The sequence below is a fragment of the Amycolatopsis kentuckyensis genome, assembly GCF_002155975.1.
GTDB lineage: Bacteria > Actinomycetota > Actinomycetes > Mycobacteriales > Pseudonocardiaceae > Amycolatopsis > Amycolatopsis kentuckyensis.
Genome location: NZ_MUMI01000240.1, coordinates 1 through 18,982 on the forward strand (window position 1 = coordinate 1; position 18,982 = coordinate 18,982).

The following is an 18,982-nucleotide window of genomic DNA, read 5'->3' on the forward strand; positions in this document are numbered from 1 at the left end:
CTCGGTCGCGGACGTCCGCGTGGCGAGGAGCTGTTCCGAGTTCTGGATCTGGTAGTCCGGGGTGCCGCCGAGCCGGATGCCGTGGCGGGCGTCGAGGATCGCGGTGATCTCCGACTGGGCCAGCGAGACGGAGTCGGCGCTGGTGGCCTGGACGGCGATCTGGCTGAGGCTGCCGTACCCGGCCAGGGAGTTCTGGACGGCCGAGATCGGCGCGATGGCGACGTCGTCGGCGTTCTGGAGGCCGGTGCTGCCCTTGGCCTGGAGCACGCCGATCACGGTGAACTGGATGCTGTTGAGCAGCACGTTCTTGCCGACCGGGTCGGCGGTGCCGAAGATCGACTCCGCGGTCGTCGGGCCGAGCACGACGACCTTCCGCGCGGCGGTCACGTCCTCGCTGGTGAACAGCTGGCCCTGGGCGAGTTCGCGGTTGGTCGTGGTGAAGTACGCCGGTTCGGTGCCGGCGACGCTGGAGATGTCGTAGGACGTCTGCCCGTAGGTCGCCGTCGCCGTCGTGTTGACCACCGGCGACGCGGCTTTGACGTCCGGGGCGCCGACGGGGTCGACGAGCGCGTGCGCGTCCTGCACGGTCAGCGGCCGGGCCGTCGCGCCCTGCCCGCCGCCGCGGGCCGGGGAGACGTTGACGACGTTGGTGCCGAGGCCCTGGATGCTGGCCGCGATGGCCGCCGACGCGCCGTTGCCGACCGCGACCAGCAGGATCACCGCGGCGACGCCGATGGTGATGCCGAGCGTGGTGAGGGCCGAGCGCAGCTTGTTCGCGGTGAGCCCGCGCACGGCGAACCGCAGGATTTCGAAGAGGTTCACGAGATCGCCCCCACCGCGCGCGTGGTCTCGTCCGACACGATCAGCCCGTCGTCGACCCGGACGACGCGGTGCGCGTGCTCGGCGACCTCGTCCTCGTGGGTGATGACGACGATGGTGCGGCCGAGGGCGTTGAGCCGGTCGAACACGCCGAGGACGTCCTCGGTGCTGCGCCGGTCGAGGTTGCCGGTCGGCTCGTCGGCCAGCAGCATCGCCGGGCCGGTGACCAGCGCCCGCGCCACCGCGACGCGCTGGATCTGGCCGCCGGAGAGCTCGCTCGGGAGGTGCTTGGCCCGGTCGGACAGCCCGACCATGTCGAGCGCCGCGAGCGCGCGACGGCGGCGCTCGGACCTTCGAAGTCCACTGTAGACCAACGGGAGTTCCACATTGGACAAAGCCGACGTCCGGGGCACCAGGTTGAAGGACTGGAAGATGAAACCGATCTTCCGGTTGCGCAGCAACGCCAGCTGCCGTTCGTTCAGCTTCCCGACGCCGAACCCGTCCAGGAGGTACCGGCCCGACGACGGCACGTCCAGGCAGCCCAGCATGTTCAGCAGCGTCGACTTCCCGGACCCGGACGCGCCCATGATCGCGACGTACTCGCCGGGCCACACGGTGAGGTCGACGCCGCGCAGCGCGTGCACCGCCGTCTCGCCCGCCCCGTAGGTCTTGCGCAGTCCGGAGACCGCGATCACCGGGTTCACCCGCGGCCGCCGAAGCCGCCGCCGGCGCCGGTGCCGCGCTGGCCGCCGCCCGGGAACCCGCCGGTCCCGCCGAATCCGCCGGTTCCCCCGGTCCCGCCCGTGCGGCCGGTGCCACCGGTGGACCCGGTCGACGCCGTCGCGGTGAGCACGACGTTCTCGCCCTCGGTGAGCCCGGAGGTGATCTGGACCGTCGACTCGCCGCGCAACCCGACCTGCACCTGGCGGGTGACGTTCTGCCCGTTTTCCTGCACGGTGACGAGGTTGGTGCTGCCGACGGTCTGCACCGCCGCGGCGGGCACGCTCAGCGCGTCGTCCGCCTCGGCGACGGTGATCACGACGCTCGCCGACTGGCCGGGCCGCAGCCCGTCCGGCGGGCTGGTGAGGGCCAGCTGCGCGCCGTAGGAGACGACGCTGCCGCTGGTGGTCGGGGTGAGGTTGATGCTCGACACGGTGGCCTGCACCGGCTTGTCCGGCAGCGCGTTGAGCGTCACCGTGGCCTTCTGGCCCGCCTTGACCTTGCTGACGTCGATTTCCGCGACCGAGGTGTTGACGACCAGGCCGCTCAGGTTCGTGATGGTGATGAACCCGGAGCTGCCACTGCTGCTGCTCGAGGTGGCGGCGCTGGAGTTGGCCGAGCCTTGGCCGCCCTGGCCGCTGCCGCTGCTGCTCGACGACTGCGACGTGGCCGAGGAGCCGCTGGAGGACTGCTGCCCGACGGCGCCGTTGATGGCGGTGACCGTGCCGGCGCCGGGCGCGTACAGCACGGTGTTGTCGAGCGCCTGCTGCGCGGTCTGGACGTCGAGCTCGGCCTGGTCGAGCTTCGCCTGCGCCGAGGTGACGTTGTTGGCCGCGTTGGTCTGGGCGTTCTGGCTGTTCTGCCCGGTGGCGGGCGTGGCTTCGGCGGTCTCGGCGGTGTCGAGGCCGTCCTGCGCGACGGCGAGGTTCGCCTTCGCGACTTGAAGCTGTTTCGCCGCCTGGGTGCTGTCGACGGTGGCGAGCTTCTGCCCGGCGCTGACGACGTCACCGACCTTGACGTCGATCGAGGTGACCTTGCCGGCCGTCGCGAAGTTCGCCGCGCCGGTGTAGCTGCTGGCGAGCGTCCCGGCGGCGGAGACGGTCTCGGTGACCGTCGCCCGGCGGACCGGGGTGCTGCGCGACTGCGCCTGCGCCGAGCTCGGTTCGGGGCTGAATGCCTGGTATATCCCGAATCCCGCCCCGGCCAGCAGTACGACCAGAGCTCCGTTGATCACCCATGCCTTCGAGGCACGCACGCGCGTCATGCGGCAACTTTGGTGCGGGTGCTTAGCAATTGACTGTTGGTTGCCTGTGCGCGAGCTGTGTATCAGGCCTTCGGCTCGGGACTCCGGGCACGGATGGCGAGCGCGAGCTGACGCACCGCGTCGACGAGCAGCAGAGCGGCCACGGTCCCGAGCCCGATGGCGGCGGCGAGCAGCCCGCCGAAGTACCGGTGCGACTCGAGCACGGCGCCGTCATCGGTCCGGGTGACGACGGTGGCGACGCTGTCGTGCCAGCACAGGTAGGCCACCCACCCGGCGAGGACGGCGAGCACGACCTCCACGACGGCGACGAGCGTCCGCCACGGCTTGTGCAGCCGCGCGGGCGGGCCGGGTTCTTCCGGCGGCCAGAGCTCGGCGCCGGTGGGCTGCGGAAGGTCGATCACGAGGCCGATTTTCTCATGCTTCGCGCGGCGTCGCCCGGACGAGCCGGTCCAGCGCGTCCCGGAGGGCCTCGACGTCCTTCGCCCACGCCAGGACCACAGTGCCGTCGGCCAGCTTCACCGGCAGCGAGTCGTACTTCCGCGGCACCGACCAGCCGCCGCCCAGCACTCGCGCGCCGACCGGTGTGCCGACGTCGGTCACCTCGGCGATCTGCGCGGCCGGCACCTTCTCCCGGCCCTGGCGCAGCTGCTCGGTCGTCACCTCCAGTGACAGGAACCGGCGGCGCGCGTACACCCACGGCATCGTGATCACGCACAGCGCGAACCCGACCATCAGCCAGCCCACGACGTGCACCGGGCCGCCGGTGGCGAGCTCCGCCAGCGCGCCCACCAGGGCGAACACCGGGCCCCAGCCGATCGCCGCCCAGCTCACGCCGGACTCGGCGTAAAGCCTCACAGCTTCTTGCCGACCTTGGGGAAGTAGCCGGTCACCGACGGCAGGTACAGCAGCACCAGCGCGATCACGAACAACAGCACCGCGACCAGCGTCAGGTACGGCAGGCCCGGCGCGAAGGTGAGGATCAGCAGCACCATCACGATCGGCAGCACGGTGAGCACCGTCCGGGCCGAGCGGGTGCCTTCGCGGGCCTTGTAGGCGAAGAGCAGGAACAGCAGGGCGAACACCGCCGATCCGATGAGGAGGTACCACAGCATCGCCGTGACGCCGTCCGCGATCATCTGCGGCGTGATCTTCGGGTCGGTCGTCCCCTTGACGTACCGGTCGATGACCACGGACTTGCCGGCCAGCAGCTGGACGGACCCGAGGATCAGCACCACACCGCCGGCCAGCCACAGCCAGAACGAAATGGCGACCGGCCGCGGCGGTGCCGCCTTCGGGGCCCGCTCGCCGGGGAGCACCGGGTCGGGCGAGCGGCCGCGCTTGCGCCGTTCGTCATCGGTCAGACCCGTGAGGTCCTCTTTGTCTTCCACGCGTGGACTCTAACGGGTCAGTGAGGCTTGTTCAGCCGTCGGCCGCCACATGCCTTTGCCCGCATGGCCCGGACGCGGGCGGGGCGTGGCGGCCTGACCAGAACAAGCCTCAGTCCAGCCACGCAGCGGCTTCGGCGGCCCAGTAGGTGAGGATCATGTCCGCGCCCGCGCGGCGGATCGACGTCAGCACCTCGAGGACCGTCCGCTCGCGGTCGAGCCAGCCGTTCGCCGCGGCGGCCTCGACCATCGCGTACTCGCCCGAGATGTTGTACGCCGCCACCGGGACCGGGGAGATGTCCGCCGCCGCCTTGATCACGTCCAGGTAGGCCAGCGCGGGCTTGACCATGATCATGTCCGCGCCCTCGGCGAGGTCCAGCTCGATCTCGCGCAGCGCCTCGCGGCCGTTGCCCGGGTCCTGCTGGTAGGTCTTGCGGTCGCCCTTGAGCTGCGAGTCGACGGCCTCCCGGAAGGGGCCGTAGAACGCGCTGGCGTACTTCGCGGAGTAGGCGAGGATCGCCGCGTCCTTGTGGCCGACCTCGTCGAGCGCCCGGCGGATGACGCCGATCTGGCCGTCCATCATCCCGGACGGCCCGAGCACGTGCGCCCCGGCTTCGACCTGCGCGACGGCCATCTGGGCGTAGATCCGCAGGGTGGCGTCGTTGTCCACCCCGCCGTCGGCGTCCAGGACGCCGCAGTGGCCGTGGTCGGTGAACTCGTCGAGGCAGGTGTCGGCCATCAGCACGGTGGCGTCACCGAGCTCCTGCCGGAGGTCGCGCAGGGCGACGTTGAGGATGCCGTTTTCGTCGACGGCTCCGGAGCCCTCGGCGTCGCGCGTGGCCGGGATGCCGAACAGCATCAGCCCGCCGACGCCGGCGTTGACCGCGTCGACCGCGGCCTTCCGCAGCGTGTCACGGGTGTGCTGGACGACGCCGGGCATGCTCGAGATCGGCCGCGGCGCGTCGATCCCTTCGGCGACGAACATCGGGAGGATCAGCTGGCGTGGCCGCAGCGTCGATTCGCCCACCAGCCTGCGCATGGCCGGGGTGGTGCGAAGCCTGCGGGGACGATGCTCGGGGAACACCCCTCCAAGTTACTCCCGCTCCGGTTGCCGGAGTTCCGCAAGGGTGTGCTTGACGCCGCTCTCGCGGAACCGCTTCGGTAGGAAGGTGTACGTCGAACGCCTCCCGGTACCCGCGCTGGCCGGCGTCGTGCGGACGGTCTGGGTCCAGCGCACCGGCGACGCACCGTACGTCCAGCGGCACCTGCCGACCGGCGGGATCGAGCTCCACTTCCCGGTCGGCGGGCGGCCCCGGCTGCTCGGCCCGCTGACCTCGGCGCGGCTCGAGCTCATCCCGCCGCGCACGACCCTCGTCGGCGTGCGGTTCCGGCCGGGTGCCGCGCCGCCGCTCCCGGTGCCCCTCGACGACCTGGTCGACCAGCACGTCGACCTGGCGGACGGCCGCTTGGCCGAAGCCGTGGCCGCGGCCGGCTCCCCGGAGCGCGCGCTCGAGGTCGTCCAGGCCCTGCTGCCGGTGAAAGCGGTGGATCCGCTGGTGGCCGAGGCCGTCCGGCGGCTGATGCCGTGGCACCCGGTCGACATCGACACCCTCGCCGGGCACCTCGCGCTCTCCCCCAGCCAGCTGCGCCGCCGGTGCCTGCAGGCGGTGGGCGTGAGCCCCAAGGTCCTCCAGCGGACGCTGCGGTTCCAGGGTTTCCTCGCGCTGGCCCAGGCGGGCGCCGGCAGCACGGCCGGCCTCGCCGCCGACACGGGGTACGCCGACCAGGCCCACCTGAGCCGCGAGTGCCTCCGCCTGACCGGGCTCACTCCCCGCGCGCTGCTCGGCGGGAGCGTCGAGGCGTGCGCCTGCGGCCACGACCACACCGCGTCCTACCTGCCGTTCCTGCGCGATTCGTTCAAGAACCCCCGGCTCGCCGTCCCTAGCCTGGCGCGATGATCCTCGTCACCGGCGGGCTCGGCATGATCGGTGCCCACACCGCCCGCGCGCTCCTCGACCTCGGCCACGAGGTGGTCGTCACCGCCCACCGACGGGTCGAGGTCCCGTCGTTCCTCGATGGCCGCGTCACCGTGGCTGCCCTCGACGTCACCGACCGCGAGGCGTTCCTGGCCCTCGGCGAGCGCCACGACATCAGCGACATCGTCCACCTGGCGGGCAGCATCCCGGGCGACGATCCGGTCGAGTTCTTCCGTCGCGACACGGAGGGCCTGCTCAACGCCCTCGACGCGGCCCGCGCGTGGGGTGTCCGCCGGTTCGCCGTCGCCAGCAGCCTCGGTGTGTACCTCGGCCGGCCGGAGATCCCGTGGACCGAGGACCTCTCGCTGCCGTCGGTGGCCCTGCCGCACTTGATCATCGCGTACAAGAAGGCGGTCGAACCGCTGACGACGCACAGCCTCGCCGGCACCGGCATCCAGCCGGTGGTGCTGCGGATCGGCACGGTCTGGGGCCCGCTGGTCGATCCAGCGTCGCCGTTCTGCCCCATTCCCTCGTTCGTCAACACGGCCGCGCCGCCCCCGGGCGTGCACGCGGACGACGGCGGCGACGTCTGCTACGCCCCGGACGCGGGCCGCGCGATCGCCCTGCTCACGACGGCCCCGGAGCTGCGCCACGAGATCTACAACGTGTCGAGCGGCCGCCCGTTCACGTACGGCGAGTTCGCATCGCCGCTGGGCGCAACCCTCCAGCCGGGTGGCTCGAACGGCCCGTACCTGGACATCACCCGGCTCACCGAGGACACCGGCTTCGAGCCGCAGTTCGACGTCGCGGCTTCGGTGGCCGACTACCTGAAGTGGCGCGAGACCAACGCCCGCTGAAACGAGCGAAGGCCGCCCCGGGGAACCGGGGCGGCCTTCGTCGTGAAGAACCTCAGGAGCGGCGGGCCCGCTTCGCCTTGCGCGGCGGCGGCAGCGCGCCCTCCGCCCGCAGCCGGGCGGCGTGCTCGGCCAGCGCGTCCACCAGGTGCGGCACATCCGCCTTCTCCGGCTGGACGTCCACCCGCAGCCCGAACTCCACGGCGGTCTCCGCGGTCTTCGGGCCGATGCACGCGACCAGCGTGCGGGTGTGCGGCTTGCCGGCGATGCCGACCAGGTTCCGCACGGTCGAAGACGAGGTGAAGCAGACCGCGTCGAAGCCGCCGGTCTTGATCATCTCGCGGGTCTCGGCGGGCGGCGGGGCGGCCCGGACGGTCCGGTAGGCCGTCACGTCGTCGATCTCCCAGCCGCGCTCGCGCAGGCCCGCCGACAGCGTCTCGGTGGCGATGTCGGCCCGCGGCAGCAGCACGCGGTCGACCGGGTCGAGCACGTCGTCGTACGGCGGGAACTCGGCCAGCAGGCCCTCGGACGACTGCTCGCCCGACGGAACCAGCTCCGGGATGATGCCGAACGAGCGCACCTTCGCCGCGGTCGACTCACCGACGCAGGCGATCTTCACGCCGGAGAACGCGCGGGCGTCGAGACCGAACTCCTCGAACTTCTCCCACACCGCGCGGACCGCGTTGGTGGAGGTGAAGACGATCCACTGGTAGCGGCCGTCGACCAGGCCCTTGACCGAACGCTCCATCTGGGCCGGGCTGCGGGGCGGCTCGACCGAGATGGTCGGGACCTCGTGCGACGTCGCGCCGTGGCCGCGCAGGCGCTCGGCCATCTCGCCGGCCTGCTCCTTGGTGCGCGGCACCAGGACCTTCCAGCCGTACAGCGCGCGGGACTCCCACCACGACAGCTTCGAGCGCTGCCCGGCGGCCTGGCCGATCGTGACGATCAGCGGCCCGACGAGCTCGCCGGCGTCGTTGGCGACCTTCTCGAGCGTGGTGTCGAGGGTGCGCTGGGTGTTGATGGTGCCGTTCGCGGTGACCGCGACCGGGGTCGACGCCGGGACGCCGTTGCCGGTCAGCGCCGAAGCGGCCTCGGCCAGGTGCGCCGAGGTCGCGTGCAGCACCAGCGGGCCGGGCGCGGCGGCCAGGGCCGCCCAGTCGACGTCGCCGCGGACGTCGACCTCGGTGTGCGTGCCGCCCAGCGCGACGCCCGCGTACGCCGGGACGGCGGCCGCCGGGGAGACACCCGGGATGACGTCGAACACGGCGCTCGTGCGCGCGACCGCCTGGACCTCGGCCACCACGGCCGGGGTGGTCAGCGGGTCGCCCGCGACCAGGCGCAGCACCAGCCGGCCGGCCTTGGCCTCGGTGGTCAGGTCCTTGGCGACCTCGGTGGCCTCGCCGACGGCGGGCCGGACCTCGGCGCCCTCGGCGGCCATGGCCAGCACGGCCTGCGGCACGTCGGGGTCGGTCACCACGACCTCGGCCTTGGTGAGCAGTTCCTGGGCACGGACCGTGAGCAGGCCTGCGTCGCCGGGGCCGGAGCCCACGAACGCTACGCGCCCGGTGGTCTTTCGCGCGGGGGTCATCTGTGCGTTTCTCCTCTTGCGGCGGCCGTGCCCGATCGCCTGGCCGCAGGTCTCCTACGTCTTCGAAAGCGCTCGCGAGAGCGCTACTGAGCGGGGCCGGAGAGTGCTCCGGCGCCCAGGTCCAGCAGCTCGGCGGCCAGGTCCTTGCCCAGCTGGGCGGCCTGGTCCTTGTCGGCCAGCGCGATGGCCCGGACCATGTCCACCGCGCCGTTCTCACCCTCCGCGGCGGCGGTGCCGCGCAGCGAGATCCGTTCCACGACCTTGCCTTCGGCGTCGAGATCTTCGACGATCTCGGCGAGCGCGCCCACCGGCGCACTGCACCCCGCCTCGAGCGCGGCCAGCAAGGAACGCTCGGCCGTCACCGCGGCCCGCGTGCCCTCGTCGTCCAAAGTGGACCGGAGCAGCTGCTCGAGGTCCACGTCGGCGGCCCGGCACTCCACCGCCAGCGCACCCTGCGCGGGCGCGGGCAGCATCTGGATCGGGTCGAGGGTCTCGGTGATCGCCTCGGCCCGGCCGATCCTGGCCAGTCCGGCACGCGCGAGCACCACGGCATCGAGCTCGCCGTCGGACACCTTGCGCATGCGGGTGTCGATATTGCCGCGAATCGGCACGATTTCCAAACCGAGACCCAGCGCCTGCAGCTGCGCGGTGCGCCGCGGGGAGCCCGTGCCCACCTTCGAGCCCGGCAGCAGCTCACCGAGCGTCAGCCCGTCGCGCGCGACCAAGGCGTCCCGCGGGTCCTCGCGCGGCGGCACGGCGGCCAGCGTGATACCCGGTTCGGGGGCGGTCGGCAGGTCCTTGTACGAGTGGACGATGACGTCGACCTCGTTGCGCTGCAACGCTTCCCGCAGCGCCGACGTGAAGACGCCGACCCCGATCGTGGGAATCGGCGCGGAGGACTGGTCACCGGGTGTGGTCACCTTGACGATCTCGACCTCGGCGCCGGTGGCGCGCAGGGCGTCGGCGACGGTCCCGGTCTGGGCGAGCGCGAGCTTCGAACCCCGCGTACCCATGCGAATGACTCTGGTCACTACTACTTCTTCTCTGAGGGGGGCTTCGGGCTCGCCACCGCGGCGGGCGCCTGCGGGTCGAGGCAGAACAGTTCACGCAACGCGTTCGCGTAGTCGGTGTCGGCCGTCTCGGCGGCCAGCTGCTTGACCCGCACCGTCGGCGCGTGCAGCAGCTTGTCGACCACCCGGCGGACCGTGCGGCCGACCTCTTCGCGGACGGCGCCGTCCAGGTCGGGCAGGCGGTTGTCCAGCCGCAGCAGCTCGGCGTCGACGACCTCGGCCGCGCGGCGGCGCAGCGCGGTCACCGTCGGCGTCACCTCGGCGCTGCGCTGCCCGGCGAGGTAGTCGCGCACCTCGTCGAGGACGATCCCGGTCGCCTTGGCGGTCTGGCGCTCGGTGGTCGGCGTCCCCGCCTCGCGCATCCGGCGCTGGACGGTGGCCAGGTCGACCACCCGGACGCCGGCCAGCTCGCCGACCTCCGGGTCGACGTCCCGGGGCAGGCCCAGGTCGCAGACCACGAGGTCCCGGCCGCCGCGCGGCAGCACGTGCTCGGGGGCGAAGACGGCGTCCTGCGCGCCGGTGCAGCAGATCACGATGTCGGCGTCACGGACGGCGTCGGCGACCGCGGACAGCGGGACCGCGCGGGCCGGCACGCCCTGCTCGGTGACGTTCGCGGCGAGGCGGCGGGCGCGGGCGTCGGTGCGGTTGGCCACGGTGATCTCGCCGATCCCGGCCTTCCGCAGCTGCGACGCGCTCAGCGCGCCCATCGAGCCGGCGCCGACGACGACGGCGTGCTTGCCGGTGACGTCCCCGGCCGCGGCGAGGGCTTCGGACACGACCGACGCGCCGAGCTGGTCGAGCCCGGTCTCGGTGTGCACGCGCTTGCCGACGCGCAGCGTGGTCTGGATCAGCTCGTGCAGCGTGCGGCCGACGGTGCCGGCCTCGCGCGCGGTGGCGTAGGCGCCGCGGATCTGGCCGAGGATCTGCGTCTCGCCGACGACCATCGAGTCCAGGCCCGAGGTGACCGAGAACAGGTGCTCGACGGCGGCGCCGGCGTAGTGGACGTACAGGCTGTCGTAGAGCTCGGCGGGGGCCATCCCGGCCTGGCGGGCGAGCACCTCGGAGACGTCGTTGAGGCCGCCGTGGAAGGTCTCGACGACCGCGTAGACCTCGATCCGGTTGCAGGTCGAGACGAGCATGACCTCACTGACGTGCTCGGCCTGCTGCAGCTCGTCGAGCACCTTGCCGATCTCGGGAGCGGGCACCGCGACGCGCTCGAGCGTGCTCAGCTCCGCACTCCGATGCGAAAGACCGACCGCCAACACGCTCATGAGCGCACCACCATTTCCCGTCCGCCGTCCGGACCCGAGCCGTTCCGCCTGCCGTTGCCATTCTCGGACGGCAACGCCCCGCCGGGTAATCCGGAATTGCCCTGATTGCCAGCGGCGTCATCCGCTCGGCGGGCCACATGGAACGAGAGTATCTGCAGCTCCACGGCCAAATCCACCTTGCGGACCTCGATGTGAGCAGGAACCTGCAGGACGACCGGAGCAAAGTTGAGGATGCACTGGACACCGCCCGCCACCAACCGGTCACACACCGACTGCGCGGCGGTGGGCGGAGTGGCGATCACGCCGATGGAAATGCCGCGCTCGGCGCAGATCCGCGGGATGTCGTCCATGTGCGAGACGGGGAGACCACCGACCGGCACGCCGATCAGGTCCGGGTCCAGGTCGAACAGCGCTTCGACCGGGAACCCGCGCCCCGGGAAGCCGCCGTAGTTGGCCAGCGCGTGGCCCAGGTTGCCGATCCCGACCACGGCGACCTTGTGCTGGCGGGTCAGGCCGAGGATGCGCTCGATCTGGCTGACCAGCACGCCGACCTCGTAGCCGACGCCGCGGGTGCCGTAGGAGCCCAGGTAGGAGAGGTCTTTGCGCAGCTTCGCGGAATTGACGCCGGCGGCCTGCGACAGCTCTTCACTGGAAACGGTCGTCGCGCCTTGTTCGGACATTCCGGACAAAACTCGAAGATAAACGGCGAGCCGCGCGACGGCGGCCTCGGGAATGGACTTGGCCCGGACGGCCTCGGGGGCATCCCCGTTGCGGCCCGGCTCACCGGCGGGTACCGCGGGCATCTCGGCGGTCGGGGCGTTGTCGGCGTCGGGGCCGGCCGGCCGGCGGGGCCGCCGGGGTGCCCGGCCCGGGGAGTCCGCCGCGTCGCGCCTCCCCCGCTGTGTCACCACGCCGTAATCTCCTGCCCGCTGTGCACGTCTGGCGGCCCTCGCCAATGGGAACTGTGTCTTGACCCAGGACCCGGAGTCCGGTTCGATACCGGCCGCTCCGGGCGATGGCCCTACGGTAGACCACTTGTGAACGCACGCACAAAGTCACTGGTCGGAGGCGGTTCCGCGGGGCGCGCGATCACGACACCGCGTCAGAATCCTTGTCCGCCAGGCACTTCCCGGCGCGGCGTCGGCAGGCGGTGATCGAATACCGGCCCGCCGGGGCGCGGCGAACGGACCGCCCGGCGCGGTGAGCGGCATCGGCGGACCGATCACGGCCGCCCCGCTCAGCCGGCGATGGTGCCCGGGGTGAGGACCGTCCCGATCACGAACAGGGTCGCGTTCTTCGTCGGGATGTTGCCGCAGAGGACCGGCACGCCGTTGACGGTCAAGCTCGTCCCGGAGCCGCCGAACGCGAGCGGCCCGCCGCCGCTGTCGCGGGTTTCCGCCCCGGCCGCGCGTTGCAGGCCCGCGGCGTCGAGGCGCTGGTCGAGTACGTGGTAGTCGAGGACCGGCAGGCGCCGGGCGGACGGCCCGGCCGCCGCGAAGGCCGCGTCCACCGGGGCGAACACCGTGAGGGCAGGCGCGCCGTCGAGCGGGTCGGCGGCGTGGGCCGCTTCGACCGCCTCGACCCACTCGCCGAGAACGGAACTCGCCGCCGCCGCGCGGACGACGGGCAGGTCCGTCATCGCCGCCAGGCTGCCGCGGAGCCGGTCGCAGCCGGGCCCGAAGACGCCCGGGCCGAGGGGCGGCGCCGTGGTCGTCACCGGCGCGGGCGGGGTGATCGAGCTCGCACCGGGTCCGGTGGTCGCGTCGCCGGCCTGGATGCCGGTGCTGCACGCGGCCAGGCCGCAGGCCACGACCGCGACCAGGGGAAGAACCCGGCGGAAGGCGCTCATCCGGTGATCTTCGCCGGGGATTCGCCGGGCTTCACCCGGACTCACCGCATCGGGCGACGCGCTCAGCGGGCGTCGAGGGTGACCGAGTGCCAGCCGGTGGCGCCGTCCGGAACCGGGTCCGCCCGGTTCTCCGTCTGCGTGTAGCCGTCCCGATCGGTGGCCCGGACCGAGGCCTGGTGCGTGCCCTTCGGCACGTCGAGCTCGATCCACCACATCCGCCAGGTGTCCTTGCTCACCTCCGCCGAAAGCGTCGCCTCCCGCCACTCCCCCTGGTCCAGCCGGACCTCGACCTTCGCGATCCCGGTGTGCTGCGCCCACGCCGTGCCGGCCAGCCGGACCTTGCCCGCCGTGACGCCCGCGAACCCGCTCGGCGTGTCGATCCGCGATTCGGTCTTGATCGGCGCCTGCTCGGCCCACCCGCGGCTCAGCCAGTACGCCTGCCGGGCGTCCCACTTGGTGAATTCGAGCGATTCGACCCACTTCGTCGCCGACACGTAGCCGTACAGGCCGGGGATGACGATCCGCGCCGGGAAGCCGTGCTCGACCGGCAGCGGCTCGCCGTTCATCCCGATCGCCAGCATCGCCCCGCGGGTCCGGTCGAGGGCGACGTTCGCGGGCGTACCGCACGTCCAGCCGTCGACGCTGGTGGCGAACATCTGCTCCGCACCCGCCTGCACCCCGGCCTCGTCGAGCAGGTCGGCGAGGTCGACACCGATCCAGGCCGCGTTCGAGATCAGCGGGCCGCCGACCTCGTTGGACACGCAGGTCAGCGTCACCCGGCGCTCGACCAGCGGCCGGTTGCGGATGTCGGCGTAGGAGAAGGTCACCTCGCGGTCGACCATCCCGTGGATCTTCAGGCTCCAGTCCTCGGTGCGGATCTGCGGCACGACCAGGGCGGTGTCGATGCGGTAGAAGTCCGCGTTCGGCGTGAGGAACGGCGGCGAGCCGAGCTTCGCGAAGTCGGCGTCCGCGGGCAGCGGCGGCTCGGTGCGCGCGGGCACGAGCGGCCCGACGGCGGCCCGCGAGTCCTCGGCGTTCGAGCTGGTCCCCGCAACCTGGCCGACGACGGCCGCGATCCCCGACCCGGCGGCGACGCCGACACCCGCCCGCAGGAACTTCCGCCGGTCGAAGCCCCGCTCGCCGACGACGTCCACCGGCAGCGCGAGCCGGTGCAGGAAGGTGAACACCGCCAGCCCGGCGACCAGGGCGGCGACCGGGGCGAGCAGCGAAACCTGCCCGAGGTCGCTGCGCGCGTACACCGCCGCGACCCCGGCGGCACCGAGCACGAAGACGAGCACCTGCCCGGCCCGCGGCGTCCGGCGCGAAAGCTGCCCGGCGAGCAGCGCGAACAGGAGCAGCACCACCGCGAGCCCGATCTTGAGCACCGGCTTGTCCCAGGTGCCCAGCGTCCGCTCGGCCCACTTCACGATGGCCGTCGGGCTGTGGTCGATGACGTAGTTAGCCACCGCGATGAACGGCGACGCCGTGTACCCGACGAAGCCCGCGACCAGGTGCCCGACGCCGAGGGCGGCGGCCAGCGCGAGGAGGCCGATCAGCGTCGCGACCGGCAGCGAAAGCCGCCGGGGCGCTTCGGGCGGCGCTTCTTGCAGAGTGCTCACGCCTCCATCTTCGGAGCGATGGCGCGCCGAGGCTGCCCGATGCGGCTTACGGACGTGTTACGGCTCAGGCCAGCGCTCGGCGCAGCCGGTCCTCTTCGACGCGCCAGTACCCGTGCTCGGCGCCGTCGACCAGGATCACCGGGACGCGGTCGCCGTACTCCGCGCGCCACTCCGGGTCGGTGTCGACGTCCTCGGCCTTCCAGGCGACGCCGAGCTCCCCGCAGATCCGCGCGACCTCGGCCTCCGCGACCTCGCAGAGGTGGCAGCCGTCCCGGCCCATCACCGTCACTTCGTGCGCCATGCCGTCCTTCCTACCGCAGCCGCAGGCGCCGCAGCTTCCCGGTGGCCGAGTGCGGCAGCGACTCGGCGAACTCGACCAGGTGCGGCACCTTGTACCCGGCCAGGTGGGCCGCGCAGTGGTCGACGACCTGCTGCTCGGACAGCGCCGCCCCGGCCGCCGGCACGACGACCGCCTTGACCGCCTCGCCGCTGCGCTCGTCGACCACCCCCACGACCGCGGCCTCGGCGACCTCGGCCAGCTGCCCGATGACCTCCTCGACCTCGCGCGGGAAGACGTTGAAGCCGTTGACGATGATCAGGTCGTTGGCCCGGTCGACCAGGTGCAGGTCGCCGTCGGTGTCGAGGTAGCCGACGTCGCCGGTGCGGAACCAGCCCTCGGCGTCCGGCCCGTGACCGCCGTCGGGCCAGTAGCCGGAGAACAGGTTCGCGCCGCGGATCGACACCAGCCCGGTCTCGCCCTCGGCCTCGAAGACGTCGTCGACGTCGTCCGGGTCGAGCGGCACGGCCTGGTCGGTGCCGTCGCTGTCCACCAGCCGCAGCTCGATCCCGGGCAGCGGCCGCCCGACCGAGCCCGGCTTCGGGTAGCCGGTGACCAGCGTCGACGTCACCACCGGCGCGCACTCGGTGAGGCCGTAGCCCTCGTAGACGTCGAGGCCGGTGGCCTCGCGGATCGCCGTCAGCACCTTCGGGTGCAGCGGCGCGGCGCCCGAGGTCATCCGCCGCACGGTGGCCAGGCCGCGGCGGAGCTCGTCGGCGCCGAGCGCGGCGAACTCGCCGTACATCGTCGGGACGCCGGTGATCGAGGTGACGCGGTGTTCGGCGCAGTCGTCCAGCGTCCGCTGCGCTTCGAAGCGTTCCGAGAGGACCGCGGTCGCGCCGACCGCGGTGGCCTGCAGGAGGCCGGGGCCGAGGCCGTAGACGTGGAAGAGCGGGATGGTGATCAGCACCCGGTCGTCGTGTTCGAGGACGCCCTCGACCGCGCTGATCTGCTCGAGGTTCGCCAGCAGCGCCCGGTGCGACAGCATCACGCCGCGCGGCGGCCCGGTCGTGCCCGAGGTGTACGAAATGACCGCGATGTCCTCGCCGGCGCCACCGGTGTCGGGGAAATCCCCTCCTCCGTCCGGGTCACCCCCCGGCGTGAGACCGCTCACGCCGTCGGGGAGATCCCCCTCCGCGTCGCGCTGGACGACGACCTTCGCGCCGCTGTGCTCCAGCAGCTGCTCGAGCTCGGGCCCGGGCACCTGCGGCGACAGCGGCACGACCACGGCTCCCGCCCGGAGCGCGCCGAAGAAGGCGACCACGAAGTCCACCGACGTCGGCAGCCGCAGCCCGACCCGGTCGCCGGGGCCGACGCCGGCCTCCGCCAGCCGGCGGGCCTGGGCCTGGGCGGCGGTGTCGACCTCGCGGTAGGTCAGGCCGCGTCCGGTGCCGGTTTCGAGCACGGCCGGGTGCTCCGGCCACGTCGCCGCGGCCCGTGTGAGCAGCCCGCCGACCCCCGGCTGCGTCCCTCCTGGAGCACTCACCCGCGACCCACCTCTCCTCGCCCGGCGCCAACCGTTGCAAGTCTGTCATCTGAAGCGACGTCATGGGTGCTGACCGCGAGCGTCGCGTCTGCGCAACCCCGGAACCACTACCTACTTAGCGGTAACTACACGTATGCTGCACTGCGTCGCGCCGGTGGTGTTGATCACCGCGCGACCGGAGAGAGGGAGTCGCCGTGAGGAACTTGCCTGCCCACGAGGTCGTGGGGCATGCGAGCCGGCCGGCCCCTGCTCGCCGGAGTTCCGGGGGTACCGAGGCCCGCTGGGTCGAAGCCACCGCCGGAGGTGCCGCCCGATGACCGTCCCGACCGCCGTGAGCCGCGGGCCCGTCTTCATGTTCGCCGAGCGCGTCTTCGGACGGACGTCGGCCGTGCCGTTGAGCAGGCAGGCGGCCGACGACGAGCGCGCCGAGGCGGCGAAGGCCGAGGCCTGGGACCTGGTGCGGGCCGCGCAGGACGGCGACTCCTCCGCCTTCGGCCGGCTCTACGACCGCTACGTCGACGTCGTCTACCGGTACGTGCTGTTCCGGCTCGGCGACCGCGACCTCGCCGAGGACGTCACCAGCGAGACGTTCCTGCGCGCGCTGCGCCGGATCACGTCGGTGAGCTACCAGGGACGTGACGTCGGGGCCTGGTTCGTCACCATCGCCCGCAACCTCGTGCTCGACCACGTCAAGTCGAGCCGGTTCAAGCTCGAAGTGGTCACCGACGAGGTCACCGAGCCCGGTTCGGCGCCGTTCAGCGTCGGCGCGACCGCCCAGGTCGGCCCCGAGCAGGAGGCGATCAGCCGCGCCACCCGGGCCGAGCTGCTGCGCTGCGTCGCGGAACTGGGCGACGACCAGCGCGAATGCATCGTCCTGCGGTTCCTGCAGGGCCTGTCGGTCGCCGAGACGGCCGAAATCATGAACCGCAACGAGGGAGCGATCAAGGCGCTCCAGCACCGCGCCGTACGCCGATTGGCACAACTTCTGCCCACCGGATTGCGCTGAACCCGCGAACTTTTCTGTTCGTCGACCGAAACCGGTAACCCTGGCGGCTTCTGGATCGTTACCCCACGCAGACCGGTGTCAGGACCGGCCGAGGCCCGGGATGGAGAGCAGCGCCGTGAGGTTTGCGCGTGAGCGAGCCGAGAGCGAGCGGTTCGCGCGCGCCCTGGAACCGTCGCCGGTACGCCGGGACGGGGAGTTCGCCGACGAACTCGCGCTCGTCGGCGCCCTGCGCGACCTCGGCGCGGCCGGGTCCCCGGACCTGGAGACCCGGCAGCGGATCCGCGCGGAGATCGCGGGCCGCCTGGAGACGGCGGCGGCCACCACCCCACGTCGGAGGTGGCGGCCGCGGACCGCCGACCTGGTGGCCGCCGCGCTCTTCCTCTTCCTCGTGCTGTCGGGGCTGACGCTGGTGCTCTCGCGCAGCGCGTTGCCGGGCGACCCGCTGTACGGCGTCAAGCGCGCCGGCGAGTCGACCGCGCTGGGGCTGACGTTCGGTGACCAGGAGAAGGCGCGCAAGCACCTCGAGTTCGCCACCAACCGGATCACCGAGCTCGGCGAGCTGGCCGCGGAGGACGCGAGCGTCGCCGACTACCGGACCGCGTACGACGACTTCGCCGCCGACCTGCGGGCCGGCGTCGCCCAGATGTCCGCCGCGGCCACCAGCGACGGCGGCGGCACGCAGGCGCTGTCCGACGTCCGGCTGTGGGCCCGCAACCAGGCGGCCCGGCTGGCCGCGCTGCCGCTCCCGGCGGACGCGGCGCCGGTCTTCGGCGACGTCCGGGACCTGCTGGGCAAGGTCCAGGAGCGCACGAGCGGCCTGGTGGCGCGGATGAACTGCTACCAGATCACCACCGGCGCGTCGGACGAGCTGGGCCCGCTCCCGGCGACCGGCGAGTGCACCCAGCGGCCCGCCCCGGCGGCCGGCAGCGGGCCGACGGCGTCGGTCGCGCCTTCGTCGCAGGACAGCACGTCGCCGACGGCGACCGGCACCCAGCTGCCGCCGTCGGACGCCGCGGCGACCCCGGGCATCCCGGCGCCGACCGGCGGGGTGACGCCGCCCCCGGTGTTCGGCCAGCCGTCGACGACCTCCCGGCCGCCGGCTCCGACCACCACCACGTCACAGCCGCCGCTGGTTTCGCTGCCGCCGCTCCTGCCGGGGCTGCCGCCGATCATCATCGGCTGAGGTCCGGCCCACACCTGCGACGGCGCGGTGGGCGGCTCGCTACGCTGTGCGAAGGACCCGGACCTGCGCAGGGACGTGGCCGGACGTGGGCAGACGTGGAGGCGGTGTGCGTGTCAGCTTGGCGTGGCAGGGATAAGAGTCAGGAGCTGGAACGGCTCGCCGCGCTCGCCGGCGAGGCGTCGGCCGAGGCCGCCCACGCCCGAGTGGTTTCCGAAGCCGCCGAGCCCCCCGCCCCGCCCGCGCCGCCGGACCTGACCGCGGCCGCGTTCTTCGACGTCGACAACACGATGATGATGGGCGCGTCGATCTTCTACTTCGCCCGCGGGCTCGCGGCGCGCAAGTTCTTCACCTCGTCCGACCTGGCCGGGTTCGTGTGGGGCCAGATCAAGTTCCGCCTCGGCGGCCGCGAGAACAAAGAGGACATCAAGACCCACCGCGAGCGCGCACTGTCCTTTGTGGCCGGCCGCACGGTGGCGGAGCTGACGTCGATCAGCGAAGAGATCTACGACGAGCTGATGGCGGACAAGATCTGGTCCGGCACGCGCGCGCTGGCCC

20 protein-coding genes are annotated in these 18,982 nt (G+C 72.7%); 5 read left to right on the forward strand and 15 right to left on the reverse strand.

Annotation, left to right across the window (positions count from 1 at the left end):
* From CCN39_RS23305 to hemB, 7 genes are all read right to left on the reverse strand, one after another.
* Nucleotides 1-822, reverse strand: an 822-nt coding sequence (locus tag CCN39_RS23305) for an ABC transporter permease (protein WP_086845299.1), incomplete at its 3' end; no start/stop codon positions are given.
* Nucleotides 819-1,523, reverse strand: a complete 705-nt coding sequence (locus tag CCN39_RS23310) for an ABC transporter ATP-binding protein (RefSeq protein ID WP_086845301.1) — start codon at nt 1,521-1,523, stop codon at nt 819-821. The genes CCN39_RS23310 and CCN39_RS23305, both read right to left, overlap by 4 nt.
* Complete coding sequence (locus CCN39_RS23315) at nt 1,520-2,803, reverse strand: efflux RND transporter periplasmic adaptor subunit (protein ID WP_086845303.1); 1,284 nt, start codon at nt 2,801-2,803, stop codon at nt 1,520-1,522. Before CCN39_RS23315 ends, CCN39_RS23310 begins: the two co-directional genes overlap by 4 nt.
* 62 nt (nt 2,804-2,865) lie before the next feature.
* Nucleotides 2,866-3,204 carry a hypothetical protein gene (locus tag CCN39_RS23320; RefSeq protein WP_086845304.1) on the reverse strand — a complete coding sequence of 113 codons (339 nt, stop codon included), beginning with the start codon at nt 3,202-3,204 and terminating at the stop codon, nt 2,866-2,868.
* A gap of 13 nt (nt 3,205-3,217) precedes the next feature.
* Complete coding sequence (gene mce1N, locus CCN39_RS23325; RefSeq protein WP_086845306.1) at nt 3,218-3,658, reverse strand: transport-regulating membrane protein Mce1N; 441 nt, start codon at nt 3,656-3,658, stop codon at nt 3,218-3,220.
* Nucleotides 3,655-4,191, reverse strand: coding sequence for a hypothetical protein (locus tag CCN39_RS23330; protein WP_086845308.1), 537 nt, complete (start codon nt 4,189-4,191; stop codon nt 3,655-3,657). Before CCN39_RS23330 ends, mce1N begins: the two co-directional genes overlap by 4 nt.
* Nucleotides 4,192-4,300: 109 nt before the next feature.
* Nucleotides 4,301-5,272, reverse strand: coding sequence for a porphobilinogen synthase (gene hemB, locus CCN39_RS23335; protein WP_086845310.1), 972 nt, complete (start codon nt 5,270-5,272; stop codon nt 4,301-4,303).
* Nucleotides 5,273-5,357: 85 nt separating this feature from the next.
* Between hemB and CCN39_RS23340 the strand changes: the two genes are divergently transcribed.
* Nucleotides 5,358-6,146, forward strand: coding sequence for a helix-turn-helix transcriptional regulator (locus CCN39_RS23340; protein WP_244210958.1), 789 nt, complete (start codon nt 5,358-5,360; stop codon nt 6,144-6,146).
* The gene (locus CCN39_RS23345) at nt 6,143-7,021 is read left to right on the forward strand and encodes an NAD-dependent epimerase/dehydratase family protein (RefSeq protein ID WP_086845313.1); all 879 of its coding nucleotides are present in this window, start codon (nt 6,143-6,145) and stop codon (nt 7,019-7,021) included. Before CCN39_RS23340 ends, CCN39_RS23345 begins: the two co-directional genes overlap by 4 nt.
* A 52-nt stretch (nt 7,022-7,073) precedes the next feature.
* Here CCN39_RS23345 and CCN39_RS23350 read toward each other — a convergent pair whose 3' ends face one another.
* The 8 genes from CCN39_RS23350 to CCN39_RS23385 form a co-directional block, all read right to left on the reverse strand.
* Nucleotides 7,074-8,606, reverse strand: coding sequence for a bifunctional uroporphyrinogen-III C-methyltransferase/uroporphyrinogen-III synthase (locus CCN39_RS23350; protein WP_086845315.1), 1,533 nt, complete (start codon nt 8,604-8,606; stop codon nt 7,074-7,076).
* An 83-nt stretch (nt 8,607-8,689) separates the two neighbouring features.
* A complete protein-coding gene (hemC, locus tag CCN39_RS23355) occupies nt 8,690-9,619 on the reverse strand; it encodes a hydroxymethylbilane synthase (protein ID WP_086845316.1) in 930 nt (309 codons plus the stop codon).
* Between the two features lie 20 nt (nt 9,620-9,639).
* Entirely contained in the window at nt 9,640-10,947 is a 1,308-nt protein-coding gene (locus CCN39_RS23360; protein ID WP_086845318.1) for a glutamyl-tRNA reductase, read from the reverse strand.
* On the reverse strand, nt 10,944-11,858 hold the full coding sequence (locus CCN39_RS23365; protein WP_086845320.1) for a redox-sensing transcriptional repressor Rex: 915 nt from the start codon (nt 11,856-11,858) through the stop codon (nt 10,944-10,946). The genes CCN39_RS23360 and CCN39_RS23365 overlap by 4 nt, the downstream gene beginning before the upstream one ends.
* 326 nt (nt 11,859-12,184) lie before the next feature.
* Complete coding sequence (locus CCN39_RS23370) at nt 12,185-12,796, reverse strand: fasciclin domain-containing protein (protein ID WP_086845323.1); 612 nt, start codon at nt 12,794-12,796, stop codon at nt 12,185-12,187.
* Between the two features lie 62 nt (nt 12,797-12,858).
* The gene (locus tag CCN39_RS23375; RefSeq protein WP_086845325.1) at nt 12,859-14,415 is read right to left on the reverse strand and encodes a molybdopterin-dependent oxidoreductase; all 1,557 of its coding nucleotides are present in this window, start codon (nt 14,413-14,415) and stop codon (nt 12,859-12,861) included.
* 64 nt (nt 14,416-14,479) lie between these two features.
* Entirely contained in the window at nt 14,480-14,716 is a 237-nt protein-coding gene (locus CCN39_RS23380) for a glutaredoxin family protein (RefSeq protein ID WP_086845327.1), read from the reverse strand.
* Nucleotides 14,717-14,726: 10 nt separating this feature from the next.
* Nucleotides 14,727-16,238, reverse strand: a complete 1,512-nt coding sequence (locus CCN39_RS23385; protein ID WP_086845329.1) for an AMP-binding protein — start codon at nt 16,236-16,238, stop codon at nt 14,727-14,729.
* A 313-nt stretch (nt 16,239-16,551) separates the two neighbouring features.
* Here CCN39_RS23385 and CCN39_RS23390 point away from each other — a divergent pair, with 313 nt between their 5' ends.
* The 3 genes from CCN39_RS23390 to CCN39_RS23400 form a co-directional block, all read left to right on the forward strand.
* Entirely contained in the window at nt 16,552-17,244 is a 693-nt protein-coding gene (locus tag CCN39_RS23390; protein WP_086845332.1) for a sigma-70 family RNA polymerase sigma factor, read from the forward strand.
* A 115-nt stretch (nt 17,245-17,359) separates the two neighbouring features.
* Nucleotides 17,360-18,427, forward strand: a complete 1,068-nt coding sequence (locus CCN39_RS23395) for a DUF5667 domain-containing protein (RefSeq protein ID WP_086845334.1) — start codon at nt 17,360-17,362, stop codon at nt 18,425-18,427.
* A 110-nt stretch (nt 18,428-18,537) separates the two neighbouring features.
* The coding region (locus CCN39_RS23400; protein WP_491844425.1) for an HAD family hydrolase at nt 18,538-18,982 on the forward strand (445 nt) is incomplete at its 3' end.